Origin of the sequence: Leptospira kemamanensis (assembly GCF_004769665.1) — a bacterium.
Classification (GTDB): Bacteria; Spirochaetota; Leptospiria; order Leptospirales; family Leptospiraceae; genus Leptospira_A; species Leptospira_A kemamanensis.
Genome location: NZ_RQGG01000023.1, coordinates 13,069 through 33,121, shown reverse-complemented (window position 1 = coordinate 33,121; position 20,053 = coordinate 13,069). Strand labels below are relative to the sequence as shown.

The 20,053-nt window shown below is 40.3% G+C and carries 17 protein-coding genes; 5 read left to right on the top strand and 12 right to left on the bottom strand.

All coding sequences use genetic code 11. The features are described 5' to 3' along the window. Nucleotides 1-657: 657 nt before the first annotated feature. The 3 genes from EHQ59_RS08455 to EHQ59_RS08445 all read left to right on the top strand — a co-directional run bounded on the left by EHQ59_RS08455 (nt 658) and on the right by EHQ59_RS08445 (nt 5,289). Nucleotides 658-2,424: a hypothetical protein gene (locus EHQ59_RS08455; RefSeq protein ID WP_135619239.1), complete on the top strand. Its 1,767-nt coding sequence runs from the start codon at nt 658-660 to the stop codon at nt 2,422-2,424. Nucleotides 2,425-2,530: 106 nt separating this feature from the next. After that, nucleotides 2,531-3,559, top strand: a complete 1,029-nt coding sequence (locus EHQ59_RS08450) for a cell envelope integrity TolA family protein (protein ID WP_135619238.1) — start codon at nt 2,531-2,533, stop codon at nt 3,557-3,559. Between the two features lie 11 nt (nt 3,560-3,570). Then, nucleotides 3,571-5,289, top strand: coding sequence for a hypothetical protein (locus EHQ59_RS08445; protein ID WP_135619237.1), 1,719 nt, complete (start codon nt 3,571-3,573; stop codon nt 5,287-5,289). Nucleotides 5,290-5,409: 120 nt separating this feature from the next. On the opposite strand, the gene EHQ59_RS08440 is transcribed toward EHQ59_RS08445, so the two are convergent. Next, nucleotides 5,410-6,318: an alpha/beta hydrolase gene (locus tag EHQ59_RS08440; RefSeq protein WP_135619236.1), complete on the bottom strand. Its 909-nt coding sequence runs from the start codon at nt 6,316-6,318 to the stop codon at nt 5,410-5,412. Nucleotides 6,319-6,445: 127 nt separating this feature from the next. On the opposite strand from EHQ59_RS08440, the gene EHQ59_RS08435 reads away from it, so the two are divergent. Beyond that, the gene (locus EHQ59_RS08435) at nt 6,446-7,063 is read left to right on the top strand and encodes a CsgG/HfaB family protein (RefSeq protein WP_244245450.1); all 618 of its coding nucleotides are present in this window, start codon (nt 6,446-6,448) and stop codon (nt 7,061-7,063) included. Nucleotides 7,064-7,144: 81 nt separating this feature from the next. Beyond that, nucleotides 7,145-7,615, top strand: a complete 471-nt coding sequence (locus EHQ59_RS08430; protein ID WP_135619235.1) for a Dps family protein — start codon at nt 7,145-7,147, stop codon at nt 7,613-7,615. Between the two features lie 98 nt (nt 7,616-7,713). Here the strand turns inward: EHQ59_RS08430 and EHQ59_RS08425 are convergent, their stop codons facing one another. The 11 genes from EHQ59_RS08425 to EHQ59_RS08375 all read right to left on the bottom strand — a co-directional run bounded on the left by EHQ59_RS08425 (nt 7,714) and on the right by EHQ59_RS08375 (nt 20,040). After that, entirely contained in the window at nt 7,714-8,508 is a 795-nt protein-coding gene (locus EHQ59_RS08425; RefSeq protein WP_135619234.1) for an alpha/beta fold hydrolase, read from the bottom strand. Nucleotides 8,509-8,542: 34 nt separating this feature from the next. Next, nucleotides 8,543-9,595 carry an SH3 domain-containing protein gene (locus EHQ59_RS08420; protein ID WP_135619233.1) on the bottom strand — a complete coding sequence of 351 codons (1,053 nt, stop codon included), beginning with the start codon at nt 9,593-9,595 and terminating at the stop codon, nt 8,543-8,545. A gap of 91 nt (nt 9,596-9,686) precedes the next feature. Then, a complete protein-coding gene (locus EHQ59_RS08415; RefSeq protein WP_135619232.1) occupies nt 9,687-10,904 on the bottom strand; it encodes a pyridoxal phosphate-dependent aminotransferase in 1,218 nt (405 codons plus the stop codon). An 8-nt stretch (nt 10,905-10,912) separates the two neighbouring features. Continuing rightward, a complete protein-coding gene (locus EHQ59_RS08410) occupies nt 10,913-12,610 on the bottom strand; it encodes a DNA repair helicase XPB (protein ID WP_135619231.1) in 1,698 nt (565 codons plus the stop codon). A 416-nt stretch (nt 12,611-13,026) separates the two neighbouring features. Next, the gene (dusA, locus tag EHQ59_RS08405; RefSeq protein WP_135619230.1) at nt 13,027-13,998 is read right to left on the bottom strand and encodes a tRNA dihydrouridine(20/20a) synthase DusA; all 972 of its coding nucleotides are present in this window, start codon (nt 13,996-13,998) and stop codon (nt 13,027-13,029) included. Between the two features lie 10 nt (nt 13,999-14,008). After that, nucleotides 14,009-16,123, bottom strand: coding sequence for a flagellar biosynthesis protein FlhA (locus EHQ59_RS08400; RefSeq protein WP_135619229.1), 2,115 nt, complete (start codon nt 16,121-16,123; stop codon nt 14,009-14,011). A gap of 4 nt (nt 16,124-16,127) precedes the next feature. Beyond that, entirely contained in the window at nt 16,128-17,363 is a 1,236-nt protein-coding gene (locus tag EHQ59_RS08395; protein ID WP_425270137.1) for an EscU/YscU/HrcU family type III secretion system export apparatus switch protein, read from the bottom strand. A gap of 32 nt (nt 17,364-17,395) precedes the next feature. Continuing rightward, nucleotides 17,396-18,178: a flagellar biosynthetic protein FliR gene (gene fliR, locus EHQ59_RS08390; RefSeq protein ID WP_135619228.1), complete on the bottom strand. Its 783-nt coding sequence runs from the start codon at nt 18,176-18,178 to the stop codon at nt 17,396-17,398. Between the two features lies 1 nt (nt 18,179). After that, on the bottom strand, nt 18,180-18,443 hold the full coding sequence (gene fliQ, locus EHQ59_RS08385) for a flagellar biosynthesis protein FliQ (RefSeq protein WP_012389491.1): 264 nt from the start codon (nt 18,441-18,443) through the stop codon (nt 18,180-18,182). Then, nucleotides 18,440-19,249 (bottom strand): flagellar type III secretion system pore protein FliP, encoded by an 810-nt coding sequence (gene fliP / locus EHQ59_RS08380; protein WP_135619226.1) that lies wholly within the window; start codon nt 19,247-19,249, stop codon nt 18,440-18,442. The genes fliQ and fliP overlap by 4 nt, the downstream gene beginning before the upstream one ends. Beyond that, nucleotides 19,246-20,040 (bottom strand): FliO/MopB family protein, encoded by a 795-nt coding sequence (locus tag EHQ59_RS08375; protein ID WP_135619224.1) that lies wholly within the window; start codon nt 20,038-20,040, stop codon nt 19,246-19,248. Before EHQ59_RS08375 ends, fliP begins: the two co-directional genes overlap by 4 nt. Nucleotides 20,041-20,053 lie beyond the last annotated feature (13 nt).

Genomic DNA, 20,053 nt, shown 5'->3' with positions numbered 1-20,053 from the left:
ACCAAAGTAATTTCAAAACCTAAGCGGTCAACTCAGTTTTATAAAAAAGTTCGCAGTTCATGGGAATTATTTTTGGAAATGGGTGGGTGTTGGGGTGTAGTTATGAGACATAATGTTAATGCAATGTGACATAATTCGCTTATGTGAAACATTGCGAAAAAGTGGGTATTGTTAGGCGTTATGTGGTCTATATGAAAACGAATGTTGTCGGTTTGTGCGCGTTAGCCGGGATCGAAAACAAGGTTGACTTGCGTTTAATAGCTGATTGCTCATCAGTCAAAGGAATTTTTTATTTCCTTATGGAAGGATACATCCAACGAAACTGTTTTCTTCTATTGGGTAGAATCGGAGAGGTTGTTTGGCAGTTTCGGAGTTTGTTTCGCGTCTCGATTGCACTAATGTCGCCTGACGGCGAAAAGGTGAACTGTTTTGGATTATTTTTTGTAAAGTTATGATTGTGGTGGAATGTTTGGTCGTTATGTGATAGATGGAGCGTATTGGGTGGCGGGTGGATTACCCCACCCAGTTCGATTAGGGCGGGGAATTATACCGTAATTTCATCCTCAATCGAACCAGTGGCTTTTTTCCCTTGAAATAAATTTCCATCTCCCGTAAAATCCTAATCACGAGATAAAAACGTACAAGTTGAATCTATATATGAAAATCGAAACACTCCGTAAACTTACATTCACTATCATTTTATCCATACTCACGTTCACTCAGTGTAAAATCTTTAAACAATCCAATTTAGATCCAAATAGCGAACTTTCTAATTTTCTAAACTTATTCAGAACGGTTGCGTTTATCGATGCTTTTAATGGACTCAGTCAAACATTGATGATCGTCCAGATCAACGATAGCACCGGAAATCCAATCTCTGGTGGAGAAATCGTTTATTCCGTATACAATGAAAATGATGAGAACAACGTAGCTGTCTCTGATTTCGGAAGCACTGGAAATTACACTCCCTATAAAAATACTCTTGGTGCAAACGGACGAACGATCTTAAAATTCAGTGAAAGAGGAATCGCAGAAGCAAGCGTTTACAGAAATCCGGGAGACACTACACCGATCGGTACTTTCCGATTTCGAAATTATAAAGGAATTACCATCGAAACCTTTTCATTTTACAGCATAACGGGAGAGATTCAAGTCAATGTAGAAGATCTTTCCAATTATCCAAATCCAATGGGTTCTATCACAAACATGGTACCAATAGGGACAGCAAATGGTAGAAGTTTCTTAGTTGGTAAAATCTTTACCTCTTCTGATGGAGGAAGTATCAACGGTAGGTATGATAATTATATATTATCCAGTGTAGATGGAGTTACCTATGACCAAGTAATCCCATTGAACGTAAATGAATTTACGTCGAGTTCTGGAAGCAAAAGAACCCTACATTCCGCAATCACATACGATGGGTCACTTTATGTAGTTTTTGTGAATGAAGTGGAGTTAGATTCAGGTAACACGATCATTGGGAATCGGAACTTAGCTTTTACTTTTTCCCCATCATCCTCTTCTTATGTAGCCATAGATCCGATTGTAATAACTCTTCCTGTAGGAATTCAGATTTTGAACCCAATCACATCAGCGACACTCAGGACGTATGAACATCCCATGTTTCCTGTAGGCAGCCGGTTTTTTGTAGTAGTTGATAATTCTACACTTTCCCCAAGAGAAATGCCATACTTAATTTCTCTCACCGATAGCAATCAAATAGATCTTTCCTCTCCCACTTACAATTGTTTGCGAACATCGATCAATGATTTTTCTGCCTATGGAAAATTGACTTTTAATGGCACAGACTACTTGCATTGCCCAACGAGTACAATGCCTGGAACCACAATCAATGCAACGGTGATCAATGGATCTGATGTTTCATCCAATACATTGACGTTTAGCGCAGGATTAAACACAATCAACTCGTTCCCGTCAGCATTTGCAAACCAACTCATAGGCATCGCCATTGTTTCCGGGTCTCCAAGAGGATCAATTTTTCCTACAGGCTCCTATCTTACAAACGGCGCGAATATTCCTTTTAGTTCGAACATATCAGGGTTTACCATTCCATTTGGAGGAGCAATTCCAATTCTAAGAAACATCACATCTTCCTTGGATGTGGGTTATGCCATTGTCGCAGACAATGCCAATTTAGGATCGGCAACAAATCGAGCAATTGTGAAATTCACAAATCAATTGGATACCGCTACGGTGTATAACTTACCCACTGCCCAACCTATTTTTAATGAAAACACAACGTCTCATCGTCAATTTCATTCCACACAAGGGGATCTCACCTATTACTGGGATGCGTTACAAACTGTCACAAGTCCTGCATCCATTGGCAATTTCCGATTTTTTGCAACGAGAAATATTGGACCTGACACCTGGAAAGATGTTAAGTTAATTCGAATCAAATAAACTTTGGTCGATTGAAGACAGGGTTCTGATGCAATTGATTCAAATTTTCACTTGCAATTTATTGATTGAATGTGATTTTTTTCTCATCCCGTTTTGGATACCCTAAATGAAAAAAATATTTCTTCTCACTCTCCTGATCCTTCTCACATTCCCAATACTCGCTGTGAATACAGTGATCTTAAAAAATGGGAAAACCATCAAAGGGAAAGTGACAGACCAAAACGAAAAAGGACTCACTGTCCAAACAAGTGAAGGTTCGCAGACAATTTCCAAATCACAAATCTTAAAAGTTGTATATAAAGATGTCTCAGAACAAGAGGCGGAGAAAATTCGAATCGCTGAAGAAAAAAAATTAAGAGAAAAAGAAGAAAAAGAAAAAGCGAAACTGGAAAAAGAAAGACTTCTTGCAGAGGCAAAAGAACAAAAACGTTTAGAAGAAGAAGCAAAACTTGCCGAAAAACAAAGATTAGAAGAAGAGAAATCAAAAGAAACCCAAGCAGAAAAAGATGCCAAAGCGGAAGCAGAATGGTTAGCATCTAGGCAACTTGGACCATCCCCTGCTGCCACCCAATGCGGCGGACGACTTGCCCTCCTTTGGCGTTCGGCGGTCTTACCAGGATGGGGTCAATATTGTGGTGGGTATAAGATTTCGGCAGGGACATTTTCTGTTTTATTTTTAGGGTCTCTTTTTTATAGTTTAGGCCCTCTTCGCACGGAAGAAAAGAATGCAAATACTCATTATGAAACGATGGTTCTCCTCAATCAAATTGGCGGACCTGGCACACGGTTTAACGCACAAAACATTAGTTTGCCCTCAGAATTTGTAAGTAACTTTTTAGAAACTTCGATTACGGAAGATTTCATCAAAAAATCCAAGGACGATGCAAAAGGAGCAAACACACGTTACCTGGCTGGACTTGGAATCACAAGTATTATCTACATTGCCAATGTAGTTCACTCTTTTATGATTGGCCGAGACCAATACCCCGATAGACCAGTGGTGCATTCGGATGGGAAACAATTCAAAGCAGGTTGGGACATGGAAACTCGTTTCGACAGACCCCATTCCTTCACCGTTTACCAACCACAAATGAATGCTGTGTATGCTGAACTTCGTTATTCTTATTTATTTTAAAGGAGAAACACATGAAACGAATTTTAGTTTTTTTAGTTTTGATCCTTGTTTCAACTCAATGCAAACTCTTCAAAGCATCCAGCCTTGACCCTTCCGAAGACTTAGGGACATTGCAGTCCCTACTCCGGTTATTAGCCCTGGCAGATGCCTTCAACACACAAAGCCAATCCGTTTTATTTATGAAATTCACAGATGCCAGCGGAACTCCTTATGCGGGAGGTGCCGTCGAATATTCAGTGTTCAACGAGGCCGATGAAAATGGCGTGGCCGTATCTGACTTCGGAGAAACAGGCAATGTTCGAACCTACACCGCCACTTTAGATGCATTTGGAAGAGGGTTTTTATTTTTTAGCGAAAGGGGTATCGCAAAACTAAGTTTAAAGAACGCAGGCAATACCTTTGTCGCCACCGCTGACTTTCGTATTTACAACGGCATCACGAAACAATCCTTTTCTATTTTAAACCAAACAGGAAGTGCCCAATTTCTCTTAGAAGATTTAGCCAATTACCGAAATCGTTTGGCTACCAATTTCACCTTTACCCCTTTGGGATCGGCAAACGGTAGACAGTTTATCTATTTAGAGGTGCAGACCGATTACGTTGCGTCTGACAAATTCAAATCATTGGGATACATCGCTTCCAGTGCGGATGGAGAAAACTATGACCAAGTCACAAAGATCGAAGGAGTAACCTTCGAACGAAACGTAACAGAAGATTATATATTAAAGATATCAAATCCTCTATTTAATGGTTCCGATTATGTTTTCTTTCTCTCAGAAGCAAAAAGAGCATTTCCTACCACTTCTACCTTATTAGACAATCGAAACCTATACCTCCAATTCTCTGCACTCTCACCACCGAGTTCAGCAACTGTAAAAGTGAAAACTTTACCTGCAAACCACTTATTCTTTAATGGACCAAACGGTAACTGGTATTATCCGGCTTTGTATTTAGGGGAAGGAAGGTATATGGCAATGCCTATATTGGCCAGTGCTCCGCGTCCCATTTTATTCTATTTAGAATCGGACTCTGCTTCAGACTTGGTGAGTGGTTTTAGTTGTACAATTCCAACACCAGACCGTGATTTACTTGGATTCCAATTAGTGACTCACTTAGGAATTAATTATTTACAGTGCCCTCAAACCTATGCAGGAGCTCAGTATTTATTTAGGAGCATTCGAGTTTCGGATTTAATCTCCAACCAAATCACTTTTAGTGCTGTTTCAAACTTTGACTCACCTGTCTTCCAAGTCGAAGACAAATTGGTTTCTCTTAATGGAGCATCTCCTTATAATGGAATCACTTATCCTTCTGGATCTTACGCAAACTCGAATCCTACGATCTCTCAAAATGCTACCATTACAAATTTCTCTAGTTCTTTAAGTGGACTTTCCTCCCGATTGCGTTCTATCAAAAGTTCCAATGCAAATCATTACTTTATTTTATCGAATTCACCCACATTTACAGCTCTACCCACAAACATTGATATTTTTAGAAGTAACGATGGTCTAACGAGTGCAACGTCAATATCCAACAGTCCATTTTCTGTATCAGAATATAGCGTAGCAATAACAAGCCCAGAGCAACTTCAATCCTCAAAAGGATTGTTGAATTATAGTTATGCCAAGTCATTTACTACTGGAGTGAGTACTCTTCCTGTTTACTTCACCCGATTTACCAAAGAAGATGGCACTTGGGAAGACTTACCAAGGTTGATTAAAATTAAATAATCAATCTCTCATAGTCTCTGTTTCCGAGTAGGTTGAATCTGTCTTTATCGAATCGATTTTGGTTCCATCGCAAAATCATTTCTTAGGTAAAGCTTATACGATTGATTTGTCTTTGTAGTCTTATTTTGTTAGGCGGAATTCTTTCAAGAAATTAGAAATAGCTGTTTCATATTCGAGAGAAGGAAACGGACCTTGGTCAGATGAATTCGATGTACGATTATAAAACTCAAGTTTTTTGGATTTTGTTTTGAGATTGGCAAAAATCATTTCTGCATCCTCTTTTCTCCCATCATTTTCATTAGGTGATAAAATCAAAACTGGTTTTGCAATCAGTTTAGCCGTCATCTGTGGACTCACATCATTCACTAAAAAATCTCCACGTAATTCAGAGATTGATAAACTCAGCGGAGTGACTAACCGACTGAGCTGGCTATAACGCTCCACAAACATCGTTTCCACAAAAGACCGCATATCTCGATACGAAGAATCTGCAATGACAAACCCATATTCATATTGTCCATCAGCAAATTGCAATGCGGTAGCAGCCCCCAAATCCAAACCAAAAATTCCAATCCGATCTTCGGGTGTGTTGTCAATTTCCGAAAAGTATTCCACTGCCCTTTCTAAATCCATTTTCTCATAATATCCATAGGATGTCACAGAGCCGTCACTTTCGCCATGTGCCCGCGCATCATAAAAAAACAAACTACAGCCTGCTCGCCAGAATATGGGTGCAAAAGACAACAACTGTGATCTCGATTGTCCGAGGCCATGCAAAAGGATAATCCCACAGTTTTGTTTTTTAGAATGTTTAAAATACCAACCACGTAAACGCAATGTCCCATTTTGGAACCGAATGTTCTCAGGTTCTGGCAAATCGTAGGTGGAAAAAGAAGATGGAGTCAGGACCTTTGTTTCGTCTACTAAAGCAAAGGTCTTGGGAGAGAGAATGGTGGTGGATAATAGATATGCAGCGACTAGCAAAAACAATGCGAAGATAAAGACGAAGGAACCAATTATTTTTTTCATAGATGAGGGCCTAGGAGGAAAATCTAGGAACAACAAAAAGAGGAAAGCGAATTTTGGAAAAACTCCCAATTTGCCTCGAAAAAGAATTGCTCTCTACCATTCCTTCCCATCATCTTTAAGGAAATCTATGAAACTATATTTAGCGTTTTTCTCTTTGTTCCTCACTCTTGCCCTTGGCAATTGTCGCACGATGGATGCTGCCATCCAATTTCCAGATGGCGGAAAAAACAATTTAGGAATTACTAAAGTTGCCGTTCTCGTCTTTGACATTGAAGAAGCAAAATGGGGGGACGAATTCACCGATGCAGTTTCCTTACAAATTGCAAAATCATTACCTTTTAAGGTAATTGAAAGAGAACAACTTTCAAAAGTTGTGAACGAACAAAGTTTTTCTAAAACAGGAATCATTGATACGCAAACAGCTGTTAGACTAGGGAAGGTTCTCGGTGTGGATGCCTTGGTTTTTGGCCGAGGCTCCTCTCTTAAAAAATTCGATGAAAAAGGAAAACTCATCCCAAATTTAGTCGATACAGTTTCTTTAAAAATTGTTCACATCGAATCTGGGCATGTGATTGTGAATGCGAGAAAAAAACCAGGTGCCGATTGGACAATGGGGCGTTTGCTCCAATATTCCCTCGGACTCGGATTCATTTGGAGCCGAGAAGATATTTTAATTGCGACCAGTCAATATGACTTTGTAGCAGAAAGTTTAGTGGATCGGATTGTGAGTGAACTCAATAAGTAATTACTCCAATTGTTTGATTTATCGAAATATAAACGAACTTGACCACTATCAATTGAATCTAATAAAAATTAGGAGATCTAGATGAAAATCAATATTGGAATTCCGGAAGAAGAAAGAAGTGCTATTTCCGAATCATTAAAAAAACTATTGGCTGATACGTACACATTGTACCAGAAAACACATAGTTACCACTGGAATGTAACAGGGCCTATGTTCCAAACATTACATTTGCTTTTTATGACGCAATATACCGAACTTTGGAATGCCATAGATCCTATTGCGGAACGAATTCGTTCCCTTGGTTACTTTGCACCAATGGGTGGATGGGAATTTGCAAAGTATTCTAGTATCACAGAAGACAAAGAAGTTCCGAAGGCCAAGGACATGATCAAAAACTTAGTGGAAGGAAACGAAGCTGTAATTCGCACGGCACGGGCAGCTTACGCTCCTGCTGAAAAAGGAAACGACCAAGCCACTCTTGATTTGTTAACCCAAAGACTCGATATCCATGAAAAAACAGCTTGGATGTTACGTTCGTTACTCGAAGAGTAGAGGGAATTTTGAACAGTAGTCAAAAATAGACTACTGTTCGCGAGACCTGGATTTTCAAGAAATCATCTCAATCGTCAATCCTTTGAGTTCGTTTCAGATTAAGTTTCTCTTTGCAACCAATTGACAAGAGTTTCCATAAACTCTTTTTGGTGTGTAAAATGAATATAATGCCCACCACCTTCGAATTTCACCTTCTGGTTATTTTTGAAAAATTGATCCATCACATCTAAATCAGAATTACGAATGTATTCGGAACTTCCACCTAACAAAAAAAGTGTTTTTGTTTCGGAGGGATTCTCAGCGGTAAATACATCCTCAAAAACTCTGCGTGTTTGATTCAATCCTTCCACATTGAGTTTCCATCGATATAAACCGACTTCTTTTCTTTCCAAACTCATCTGTAAAAATTGACGGATAAAGGTATCTGGCACATACTTTGCCATTTCTAAATCAATCTCAGAGCGAGAAGTAAATCCATCCAAAGGAAAGGACATGGATTGTATTTCTTTGTCATAAGCGAAGGGATAAGATCTTGGTGCAATGTCTTGTACGATAAGTTTCTTTAGAACACCTGGATGGGTTAAATCAAAATACATGGCAACAAGCCCACCCATCGAATGACCCAAAAGAATTGGATTTTGAATATTGAAATCGTGTAGAAAGGTTTCCAAATCACTTGCCATAATGGGAATGGAATGTGTTTCACTGTGAGGGGAATCACCATGGTTTCTTTGGTCAAGGGCATACACCGTTCCAAACTCTGACAATAATTTGGCAACGGTCACCCAGTTTTTCGAAGAACCAAATAACCCATGTAAGATGATAATGGTTCCGATCGACTTTTGATTTGGATTAGAATTTTGGAATGGATAGAGTTTGTAACTAAGTTTCACAAAACCTTCCTTATGGTTTAAACAAAGCCTATTGTTAGCGAAAACATTCTGTTTTTAGAATTTGTAAGTGAGGTAAAATTTGTTTTTTTTCCCTGGGACCAATTTCTGAAGCATAACGAATCATCTGGTTGATTTCTGATTTGATCCCTTCACTCACAGGTTGGAAACAAGGAATAGAATCTGGGTCTTTTGTTATGGAACTTAAAGATTTTACGATCTCTTTTGTATAAAGCGTCACATAATTACCCGTCGGGAAAAGATACACATATCGTAATTTACCTTTCCGTATCTCTTCTAATCGACAACGTAATTCAACTCCGCAATCCACGATGGGAATACTTTCTGTCGCCAAGTAACCTGCATAATCCGAATGTTTTGTTTTGGGATACGACTCCAATAATTTCCAAAAATAATTGGAGTCTACATAGTATTTTCCAGAGGAATAATCATATAATAATTTAGTTTGGTGGCTTTTTAAAAATTCTAAAGTGTTTGGATCATTGTCAGGTTTAATTCCCTTTTCATTCATTTGATCCACAGTTTTTTTTAAGAAAAACCCTGCTTTTGCCCTAAGGAAGATAAATTCATCCCCCGTAAATTTTCCTGTGGAAGAAATTCCAAAGATTGTATCCGTAATTTCTTGTTTGGCGAGAAAATCTTCTTGTTTGGAAAGAATCATTTTTTCTGCTTCAAATAATAATGTAGATAAGTATTGTTTCTTTGGAACAGAACGCACCACAGAACGTTTGATAAATCCAGAGAGTCCATCTTCGAGTTTTACAGGAATCCAGTCTTCTTTCGGACTTTCAAGAGAGTCCTTATCAAATTGAACTGGTTCTCCAAATTTCAGTTTTCGTAAAACATCACTTTTCCCGTCTGCAAAGAGATGTAAATTAAGACCAATCACAGGGATCACAATTTCAGAGTGTAAATCTCGTTTGAATAGTTCCGATGGCTTGGCCTGTTTTGGTTTTTCCTTTAATGTGGGAGCGGAAAAAAGAGTAGTTACACCGAGTGCAGCGACTAACAAAACAAAGCTGATTTTTTTTAAAAATCCCAAGGAAAGAATAGAACCAAAACGTCGCATTTCGTATCCAAAGGACAAGAATCGAAATCGATTGGAACTACGCCCGATTGTCCCTTTACAAAATAGATTTAGTAAAGGGACAGGTTTCATCTTACTTCTGAAGATCCTCAACCATTTGTTTGATGCGAGCCACACCTTTTTCGATGTCTTTATCACCTAACGCATAAGATAAACGAATGGCTTTGTCATCCCCGAAGGCAATCCCTGGCACTGCTGCCACATTGTATTTGTCGAGAAGGACATCACAAAAAAGTTTTGAATACGAAGATTCTTTTTTTTCAGCCAGAAGTCGTTTGAAACCAGGCATTTCATACACACCTGTGATATAAGGGAATGCATAAAAAGCCCCTTCTGGCATACGGCATTCCACACCTGGGATCTCACGTAACAGACCCACGATGAGTTTACGACGTTTGTCAAAAGCCTTTAGCATTTCTGCAACAGGTGTTTGGTCTCCTGAGAGAGCTGCTTCCGCTGCGGCTTGGGAAATGGAAGAAGCATTGCTTGTGGATTGGCCTTGCATGGTATCCATGTTTTTCACAATCTCCGCATTCCCTGCTCCGTATCCAATCCTCCAACCCGTCATCGAATACGCTTTGGACACACCATTGATGACAAAGGTTTTCTCTTTCATCTTATGAGAAATCATCGCAGGGTTTACAAATTCCAATCCATCATAAATGATTTTTTCATAGATATCATCGGAAACAGTAATGATGTCTTTTGGTTCCAAAACCTTCACAAGTGCTTCCACATCCGAACGAGTGTAAGCTGCTCCTGTGGGATTGGATGGAGAATTAAAGATAAACACTTTTGTTTTTGGAGTGATGGCTTTTTCCAATTGTTCTGCCGTGATTTTAAATCCACTGGAAATATCAGTGGAAACAATTACAGGAATTCCTTCTGCCAATCGAACAATGTCCGCATAACTCACCCAATACGGCGCAGGAATGATCACTTCATCTCCCGAGTTGAGAGTTGCCATAAAAAAATTATAGAGAACTTGTTTTCCACCCGTTCCTACAATGATTTGATTTTTTTCGTACTTTAATCCGTTTTCAGTTTCCAACTTCTTAATAATCGCATCTTTCAGAGAAACGGTTCCACTCACGGGAGTGTATTTCGTTTTCCCTTGGTCCATTGCTTTTTTAGCAGCTTCTTTGATGTGAGTTGGTGTATCGAAGTCAGGTTCCCCTGCTCCAAATCCAACCACATCAAGTCCACTCGCTTTCAATTGATTGGCTTTTGCCGTGATCGCGAGAGTGGGAGAAGGTTCTACGACATCGAGTCGTTTTGCTACAAGTTTCATTTTGTCCTCTATTTCGTGAGTGATTCTTCTGGAACTGTTTCTTTGAACTGATCCAAAGTATAGATTTCGTATTCATACCCTTGTTCGGTGAGGAAGAGTTGTCTGTTTTGACCAAACCTTTCTTCGTTGGTATCACGCGAAATGAGTGAGTAAAAAATCGCCGTATTGTCTTGGGATTTTGGACGAAGGATACGACCCAAACGCTGAGCTTCCTCTTGTCTTGATCCAAACGTTCCTGAAACCTGAATGGCAATGTTCGCATCTGGTAAGTCGATAGAAAAGTTTGCTACCTTTGATACCACAAGTTGTTTGATTTGACCCGTACGGAACGCTTGGTAGAGTTCTTGTCTTTCCGGAAGAGGAGTTTTTCCCGTAATCAAAGGGATTTTGAATGTATTCGAAATCTCTTCTAACTGATTGATGTATTGTCCAATCACCAAAATGTTGTTAGTTGAGTGTTTCTTCAAAATATAACTGATCGCACGAAGTTTTTCAGGATTCTCTGATGCCAATCGGAACTTTTCACGGTCATCTGCCACAGAGTATTTCATTCGAAGGTCATCTTCCATCGGAACACGGATTTCCACACAATTGGCTTCGGCAATCCAAGACTTCGCTTCGAGTTCTTTCCAAGGTACATCGTATTTTTTCGGTCCGATGAGGGAGAATACATCTTCCTCGAGTCCATCTTCTCGAACCAGAGTTGCTGTCAAACCTAACCTACGTTTGGCTTGGAGTTCTGATGTCATACGGAAAACAGGAGCTGGAAGTAAGTGCACCTCATCATACACAATGAGTCCCCAGTTGTTTGCACTGAAGATGTGAAAGTGAGTAAAGTCCCCACCTTTTTTCTTTCTATGAGTTAAGATGTTATACGTTGCAATGGTAATCGGTTTGATTTCTTTCATCTCACCCGAATACTCACCAATGTCAGACTCAGGGATATCCGTTTTGTCTAAAATTTCATTTCTCCACTGGCGAATGGACAAAGTGTTCGTAACAAGAATCAGAGTTTCTGCTCCGACAATTTGCATCACTCCCATACCCACGATGGTTTTACCCGCACCGCAAGGTAATACAACTACACCCGATCCACCTTCATTCCGTCCACCAGCATGGAAAGCTTCTACAGAAGCTCTTTGGTAATCGCGCATTCCAAATTTAATACCACTGATGGTAACGGGACGTAAATTAAATGGGTATTTATTTCCTTCATCGTAACCCGCAAGGTCTTCCACAGGAAAACCAATTTTGATTAACGCTTGTTTGATGTGACCACGGTATTCTTTTTTGATTCGAATTTTATCACCTTCCATTCCATCCACAAAGGGTTGAACGGCACGATTGTTTGCGATCTCTGTGATAAATCCTTTTTCGTTAGAGATGATGTACAACTCTCCCGATTCTTCTTTGACAAGTTTTACTTTTCCGTAGCGAGAAATTTGTTCTCGGATTTCATTCATCACGTTTTTCGGAACAGAGTAACGAGCAAATTTAGTAAGGCCTTCAATAATCTCTTCTGCTGTCATTTTAATCGAAGCAGCATTCCACAAAGAAAGTGGAGAAATACGATAGGTATGCATGTATTCCGGGCTTTTTTCGAGCTCGGCAAACTTGGAAACGAGGTCCCGACAGGCTTCAAATTCTGGGTTATCCACCTCAAGAAGCATTGTTTTATCACTTTGTACGGTGAGTGGCTTGGTCATGGTATTCCCTCTCAATTTAACCAGGCTGGGGAGAGAAACCGCCCTGTCAACCTATTTGATTTTAATAGATTTTGGGTGTGTTTTCCTGCCATTTTTAGGGCAAAACCAAAAAACTAAGAACAAAATCAAACCAAACCCGTCTAATCAACGTTATTCTTTACCTAAATATTTTTTGATTCCTACTCACTCTCTATGGAATTCGAAAAGGAATTTCAGACTCACATCCATTCATAGAGGAGTTGATCCACAAATCCACAACCATCCATCGAAATTCATTTTAGGGGCGTTCCCTATTGGATTTTCATCATATTATGATGTTTGAAACTGGGCCAGGCTCACTCCGGGGTGCGCTGACGCTTCCGTCCTTTCGCTCTTCGTCTAACGACGAATCGCTTTGGACCAAGCCCTACGGATCCTTAACGCGAAAGATACGATTCTAAAATGGACTCAGTTGCGGTATCCAAATGCATCCTGTCTGTCAGATACTTTCGAAACTCCCTTGCTCCTTTTTCTCCGTGGTACAAACCTAAGATATGGCGAAGCACATGGTGGACTTTTCCTCCATTCTTTCGAACCGATTCTACATAAGGAATCATTCCTTCCAAAACAGATTCTCTTGTTTTGGAAGTTTCCTTTGCTCCAAAATAAAGCGAATCCACATCGGCAAATAAAAAAGGATTGTCATAGGTAGCTCTCCCAATCATCACTCCATCTACCTTTGTTAGATGGTCACTCATTTCTGCGTGGGTTTTGATTCCTCCATTGATGGTAATGGGAAGATTGGGAAAGTCTTGTTTCAGTTGGTAAACATCCTCGTATCGCAGAGGAGGAACCGTTCGGTTTTCTTTAGGAGAAAGTCCTTCGAGGATGGCAATCCTTGCATGAACGATACAATGGTCCACACCCGCTTCTTTGATTTTAGAAACAAAATGGTGTAGGTCTTCGTAACTTTCCTTTCCATTCACACCAATTCGATGTTTGACGGTAACAGGAATTTTGACCTTCCCCTTACAAGCGGAAACCATTTCCGCCACTAGGTTTGGTTCTTTCATGAGGCAAGCCCCAAAACTCCCACTTTGGACTCTGTCGGAGGGGCAACCCACATTCAAATTGATTTCGTCATATCCATACTCTTCTCCAATTTTGGCACATTCCGCAAGTGCCGCTGGTGAATCTCCACCTAACTGGAGAGCAATGGGATGTTCTTCTTTTGAAAAATCTAAGTGTCGATGGATGTCTTTTCCACGGAGGATGGCACCTGTTGTCACCATCTCCGTATAGAGTAACGAATGTTTGGAGATAAGCCGCAGAAAAAAGCGGAAATGTCGGTCCGTCCAGTCCATCATCGGAGCAACAGAAATGCGGTGCGATGGGACTGAACTAGGCAAAAAGATTCTCCTATGCTTCTTGTGGGTGTTCCTCTCTGGATGGAAGGCTTAGAACCGAGGCAATTTCTGTCGGAACCCCTCTATGGATTTCTTCAGAAGCAATTACTGCAAAGTTCCTTGGGGGTAGTTCCTTTGTCAAAAAGAATGCAAAGGCTTGTCTTAAGTACCTAGAAACCACAAAGATAAGGAATCTGTTATCGTCCAAAGCCTTTTGTAATTCATTATAAACCGATTCTAATATTCTCACGCGAACATCATGAGGAAGGATGATGAGTTTACTACCATCGGTTTCATCCAGTGTGATACTTTTATTCATACGATCAATGATCCTTGGATCAATGGTGACCACATGTAACTTCCCATCTGGAGAAAGGAAATCATTGATGATTTGGCGAGAGAGAGCTTGCCTTACATGTTCTGCCAAATCAAACGGATTGTTTGTGCGTGGCAGATGGTTTGCAATCGCATCCATAATTTTCGGAAGGTTCTTAATGGAAAGCCCCTCTGCTAATAGATTTTGTAAAGTCTGTTGGATGATCCCAAGCCTTCCTTGTTTGTCATAATCCAATTCTCCCACAAGGGTCGGATGTGTTTGGCGGAGATGTTCAAGAAGAGCTTTCACCTCTTCTCTTCCGAGAAGCTGCGATGCATAATTAGAAATGAGTTCTTTTAAATGTGTGATGATGACAGTGGAAGGATCCACCACCGAATACCCTTTGTTTTCCACTTCTATTTTGTCATTTGGATCAATCCAAGTTGCTTTTAAACCAAACGCAGGTTCAGTGAAAGGTTCCCCCACAATCGGTTCTAAGTTACGAGAAGTATTGTTCATTGCCATCAGTCTATCTGCTCTCACTGCTGATTGGCCAACAACCACTCCATTGATACGAATACTATAATTGTCGTGAGGGATTTCTAAATTGTCAATGATCCGAATGGCAGGGATCACAAGACCAAAATCAATCGCAAATTTTTTACGCGTATTGGCAATTTGTTCGAGTAAATGGCCACCAGAAGATGCGTCCACTAACGGCAGTAAATCGCGTCCAAGTTCTACCTGTATGGCTTCCACAGAAATTTCTTTGATATAGTTTTCTGGTTTTTTCTCTTGGACTTTTTCTTGGGAAACCGTTTCGATTTTTTTGATTTCTTCTTTCGCCACTTGTTCGATGGAATACCCCAAGTATCCAATCGCACTCGCTAAAAAGAGAAGGGAGAAAAACGGAAGGCCAGGGATGAGACTTGCAAGTCCAAGTGCACCCGCCACTACATACAAGGTTTTTGCATTTCCAAAAAGTTGGTCTTTTATCTCTACGGTTAGTTTTTTTTCGGAACTAGATCTTGTGACAATGATACCAGTTGCGGTTGTGGAAAGTAGACCTGGGATCTGGGAAACAAGTCCATCTCCAATCGTAAACTTACCATAAGTTTCAATCGATGCGAGGAAAGATTCCCCACGAATTGTAGAACCAATGAGAATCCCACCGATCAAGTTAATAGCAGTAATGATAAGCCCTGCTCTCACATCCCCTTGTACGAATTTGGAAGCTCCATCCATGGCCCCATAAAAATCTACTTCTCGTTGGACTTTTTTACGTTTAACTTTGGCTTCTGCTTCTGTGATGGCACCACTATTGAGTTCCATATCGATGGACATTTGCTTTTGTGGCAATCCATCGAGTGTAAACCTTGCTGCCACTTCCGAGATCCGAGTTGCACCTTTTGTGATTACTAACACCTGTACAATGGTGAGGATAATAAAGATAATAAGCCCCACAACATACTTTCCAAGTCCAGACTCTCCACCCACCACAAAGGTTCCAAATGCTTCGATCACACTCGAATTCATCGCAGGTCCTTTGGAAAGGATTTGTCTTGTTGTCGATACGTTCAGAGCTAACCGAAAGAGTGTTGTGATCAAAAGTAAACTTGGGAAAATCGAAAACTCACTCGGTTCTGTCACCGATAAAGCTGTCATGAGAATGAGGAGTCCAAGCCCGATGCTCACAACAATCAAGACATCCAATACAAATCCTGGAAGTGGAACAATTAACATCCCTAGGATCATCAAGGTTCCTACACCTAACACGACATCGGACTGTTTTAAAATATCTTTAAAGTTCATATGGTTATGCCATTCCTACTTTTTTTTTGAACTTCTCAAGAGTGATGAGGATTTGCACCACAGCCTGGAAGAATTCTTGTGGGATCTCTTCTCCCACTTCAACTTGTGCATACAAAAGTCGTGCTTGTTTCGGACTTTCGATAATTGGGACATCATTTTCACGGGCTATTCTTCGTATTTCTAGTGCTAGGCGGTTTTCACCTTTTGCGATCACACGGGGTGCAGAATCTCTGCCCATTTCATAAGAAAGTGCGACCGAATAATGAGTTGGATTTGTGATCACCACATCTGCTTTCGGAACTTCTCGTAACATATTCCCTTGCATCATGTCACGGGCAAGTTGCATCCTACGGTTTTTCATCACAGGATCCCCAGAATCTTCTTTCATCTCTCGTTTGGCTTCCGAAGGAGTTTGTTTTAAGGATTCTTCAAACTCTGATTTTTGAAAAAAGAAATCGGCAACGGCAATTCCGAGAAGTAGAATTCCGGCTGCCATCATGATCTTAAAACCAGAATAGGTCACAAGGGAGATGGCCTGCATCATCCCCATATTTCCCGTGAGTAAAACCTTTAGAAAATCTCCAGAAATCAGGATGTAACTAACCACACCAATTAACACAACTTTTGCGAGCGACTTAACTAAATTGAATAAAGTTTGGCGATTCGGCAAAACTCGTTTAAAATTGGGAGAGATTCGATCAAACCGAAAGGACAAGGCTCTTGGTGAAAACATAAACCCCACTTGCACTACATTGCCTACAATGGCAAAGACAAGAGTGATCGCAAGGACTGGCCAGAGTAGATTGAAAAAATCTTTGGAAACACCAGAAAGGATCACACGAAACTCTTCTGCTCCAAAACGTTCGTGGTGCATTCCCATAGGCAGATATTTTTTAATAAATAATGCTGTGTTTTTAATAAAGGTATCCCCAAGTAAAAAAAGCACACCCGTCCCACCTAATAAAACCAAGGTGGATGCCACTTCATTGGATTTGGGAACATTCCCTTTTTCCTTTTCTTCCCGCCTACGACGTTCACTCGGAGGTTCCGTCCTTCCTTCATCCGCTGCCGCAAAAAGTTGCAGTTGGATTTCATAAGGCCCTGTGACAAATTTGACACGAGAGTCACTTACGAGTGCGAGTTGGTTTTCCCGAGAAAACGGACCACTAAACATCTCTCGCAACAGGTCCAAAAAAGTATGAAACATCCCTTGCATGGTTTGGACCATATACCGAATCATCGGAACTTGTATCCATATACGATGATTCGCCTTCATAAACTAGGCCACTCCCGAACAAGTAAGCTCGCTTTGTCCATCGAGATTTGAATCCCTTGTACCATTTGTGTGGCGATAAAAGTAAGTGTTGCAATGAGTGTGAGTGTTCCAATAAAGACCTTTAAGGGAAACGACATGGACATCACATTCATTTGTTGGGCCGCTTTTCCCATAAGTCCTTCCGCAAGGGAAACCAAAAAAAGAATGCCCATCACAGGAAGTGCTATCTTAAACGATACCACAAACATGGCACCGATGGCATCTTCCACCAAACGGTAAAGCCCACTATTCACTTTTCCAGTGAAGGAGATGATTCGAATTTTTTCAAAGGAATACGCAAGAGTTTCGATGAGGAATCGGTGTGCTCCAATCACAAGAAATAAGGCAGTAGCCATTAAGTTTTTCATCGTTCCAATAGCGGGGAGTGAGTTTTGGGATACAGGATCGAGGATCTCTGTATAACCAAATCCAATTTGGTTATTAAAAAACTCACCAGCCATTTGAAAGGCACTAAACACGAGTGAGACGAGAAATCCTAAAAACACTCCAATGAGCATTTCCGAAATGATCATAATTCCAAAGTTCACCATATGACCAGGCACAGGTGGCATGTAGTTTGCCACGACTGGGTAAATGATGAGCGAAACCATAAAGGAAAAAATCATCCGAAGAGAGAAGTTAATCGATTCAGAAGAAAAAAAGGGAGCGACCAGGAAAAGCCCGAGCAGTCGAACTAAAACAAAAAGAAAAGATTGAAAGTGTAAGATGAATGCTTCCATATCATATCTTTTCGATCATAAAAAAAATTTCTCTTGTATAGTCGGTCATCACTCTTACCATCCATGCTGAGAAAAATACAATCACAGCAAAAATAGAAACAAGTTTTGGGACAAAGGCTATCGTTGGTTCTTGGATGGAAGTAGTTGTTTGTAAAATCCCAACAATGAGCCCCACCACAAGTGCTGTGATGAGGATGGGACTTGAGATTTTTAACGTCACAATAAAGGCTTCTCGCATCATATTCACAACATCAACTTCTGTCATTTATAACTCCTTACGAGTTCCAGTACGAGTAAGTTCCAGCCATCAATTAAGATAAAAAGAATGAGTTTCAAAGGAAGGGAGATCATCACAGGAGGTAACATCATAAATCCCATCGCAAGAAGAGCAGAAGCCACAATGAGATCGATGACGATAAAAGGGATAAAGATATAAATCCCAATGATAAATGCTTTTTTGATCTCACTTAACATAAAAGCAGGCACAAGCACATAAGAAGGGACATCTTCAAAGGATTTTACGTTTTGCACTTTTCCAATTTTTAAAAAGAGAGCCACGTCTTTGGTTCCATCTTTACCAAGTTGCCGGATCATAAACTGACGTAAGTGTTTCATGGAACCTTCCATAAACGCAGACTGGTCAATTTTTCCATTTAGATACGGTTGGAGTGCTTCCTCATTCACCTTACCAATGGTAGGCGCCATAATAAAAAAGGTCACAAACAAAGCAAGACCCATCATCACTTGGTTTGGTGGGAGGTTTTGCAAAGAAAGTGCTCGTCTCACAAAATCAAATACGATAACAACCTTGGTAAACGAAGTCACACTCATCACAATCGCAGGTGCGAGAGAAAGGATCGTAACAAGGAAGAGAATCATCAGAGACAAACTGGTTTCTTTTGGTCCCCTCGCCTCATTTACGTTAAATGAAAGATTTGGAATTGGGATTCTAGATCCTTTGTCTTGGGCAAAAAGGCCCGCAAACCCACTTGCCGAAATGAGAAATAAAATGCTAATGAGAAAAATAACAGATTTATGTCTCTCTAAGAAGGACAAAAAACGAAGTCTCATGTTTCCCCTCCTTCCAAAAGTTTACGGTGTTTGCGAAGTCGTTCCAATCCTTCTTTTGCCTTCCGTTGGATTTCGGCCGCACCATCCATTTCCAAACCTTCCATTTGGTTCGGATTGATTCGGATTTTCCTTTGCGCTTTGGATTGTAAACTTTCTAGAACTGTTTCCAAAAAGTTGGGAACGTATGGATCTGCTTCCTCTTTCATTTTTTGGATTTGATTTTTTTCCTCAGGAGCCGTGACTTCCGTAAGTAAACTCACTGATCCATCCGCCACACCTAACACAAGTGTACGACCACCCACTTCTATGATTTGTACAGACTGTGTTGCAGACAAAGGCAAACTCGAAAGCACCTTCATAAACCCTTTTACGGGGTATTTTGCCGATTTGGATTTTTGCATTTGCAAAACCAAATAATAACCTGCACCCACAAGGATCGCGAGAACAAATAAAATTTTGACTAAAATCCAAGTAGCAGATGGAGAATCATCTTGGTTCTCAGCATATCGTTCTTGGATGAGATTTGGTTCTTGTTTGTTACCATCAGAAGAGCTCGACTGATTTGTGTTTGCCGATGAACCAAATCCATTTCCATTCGCTGATTTCCCATTTGTGGAATTACCCGAGTCCGAATTAGAACCTGAATTTCCATTGGAAGTTCCGTCTGTTCCACTAGGTTTTGGTTTCGACTCACCCAACTCTTGGCGTAAAATTTGATCGAGTTCTTTGGTATCAGGGTTTTGGGAAAATAAAGGTGTGATAAACAAAAGGAAGGCAATAGAAAAGTACATAACTTTCCTATTC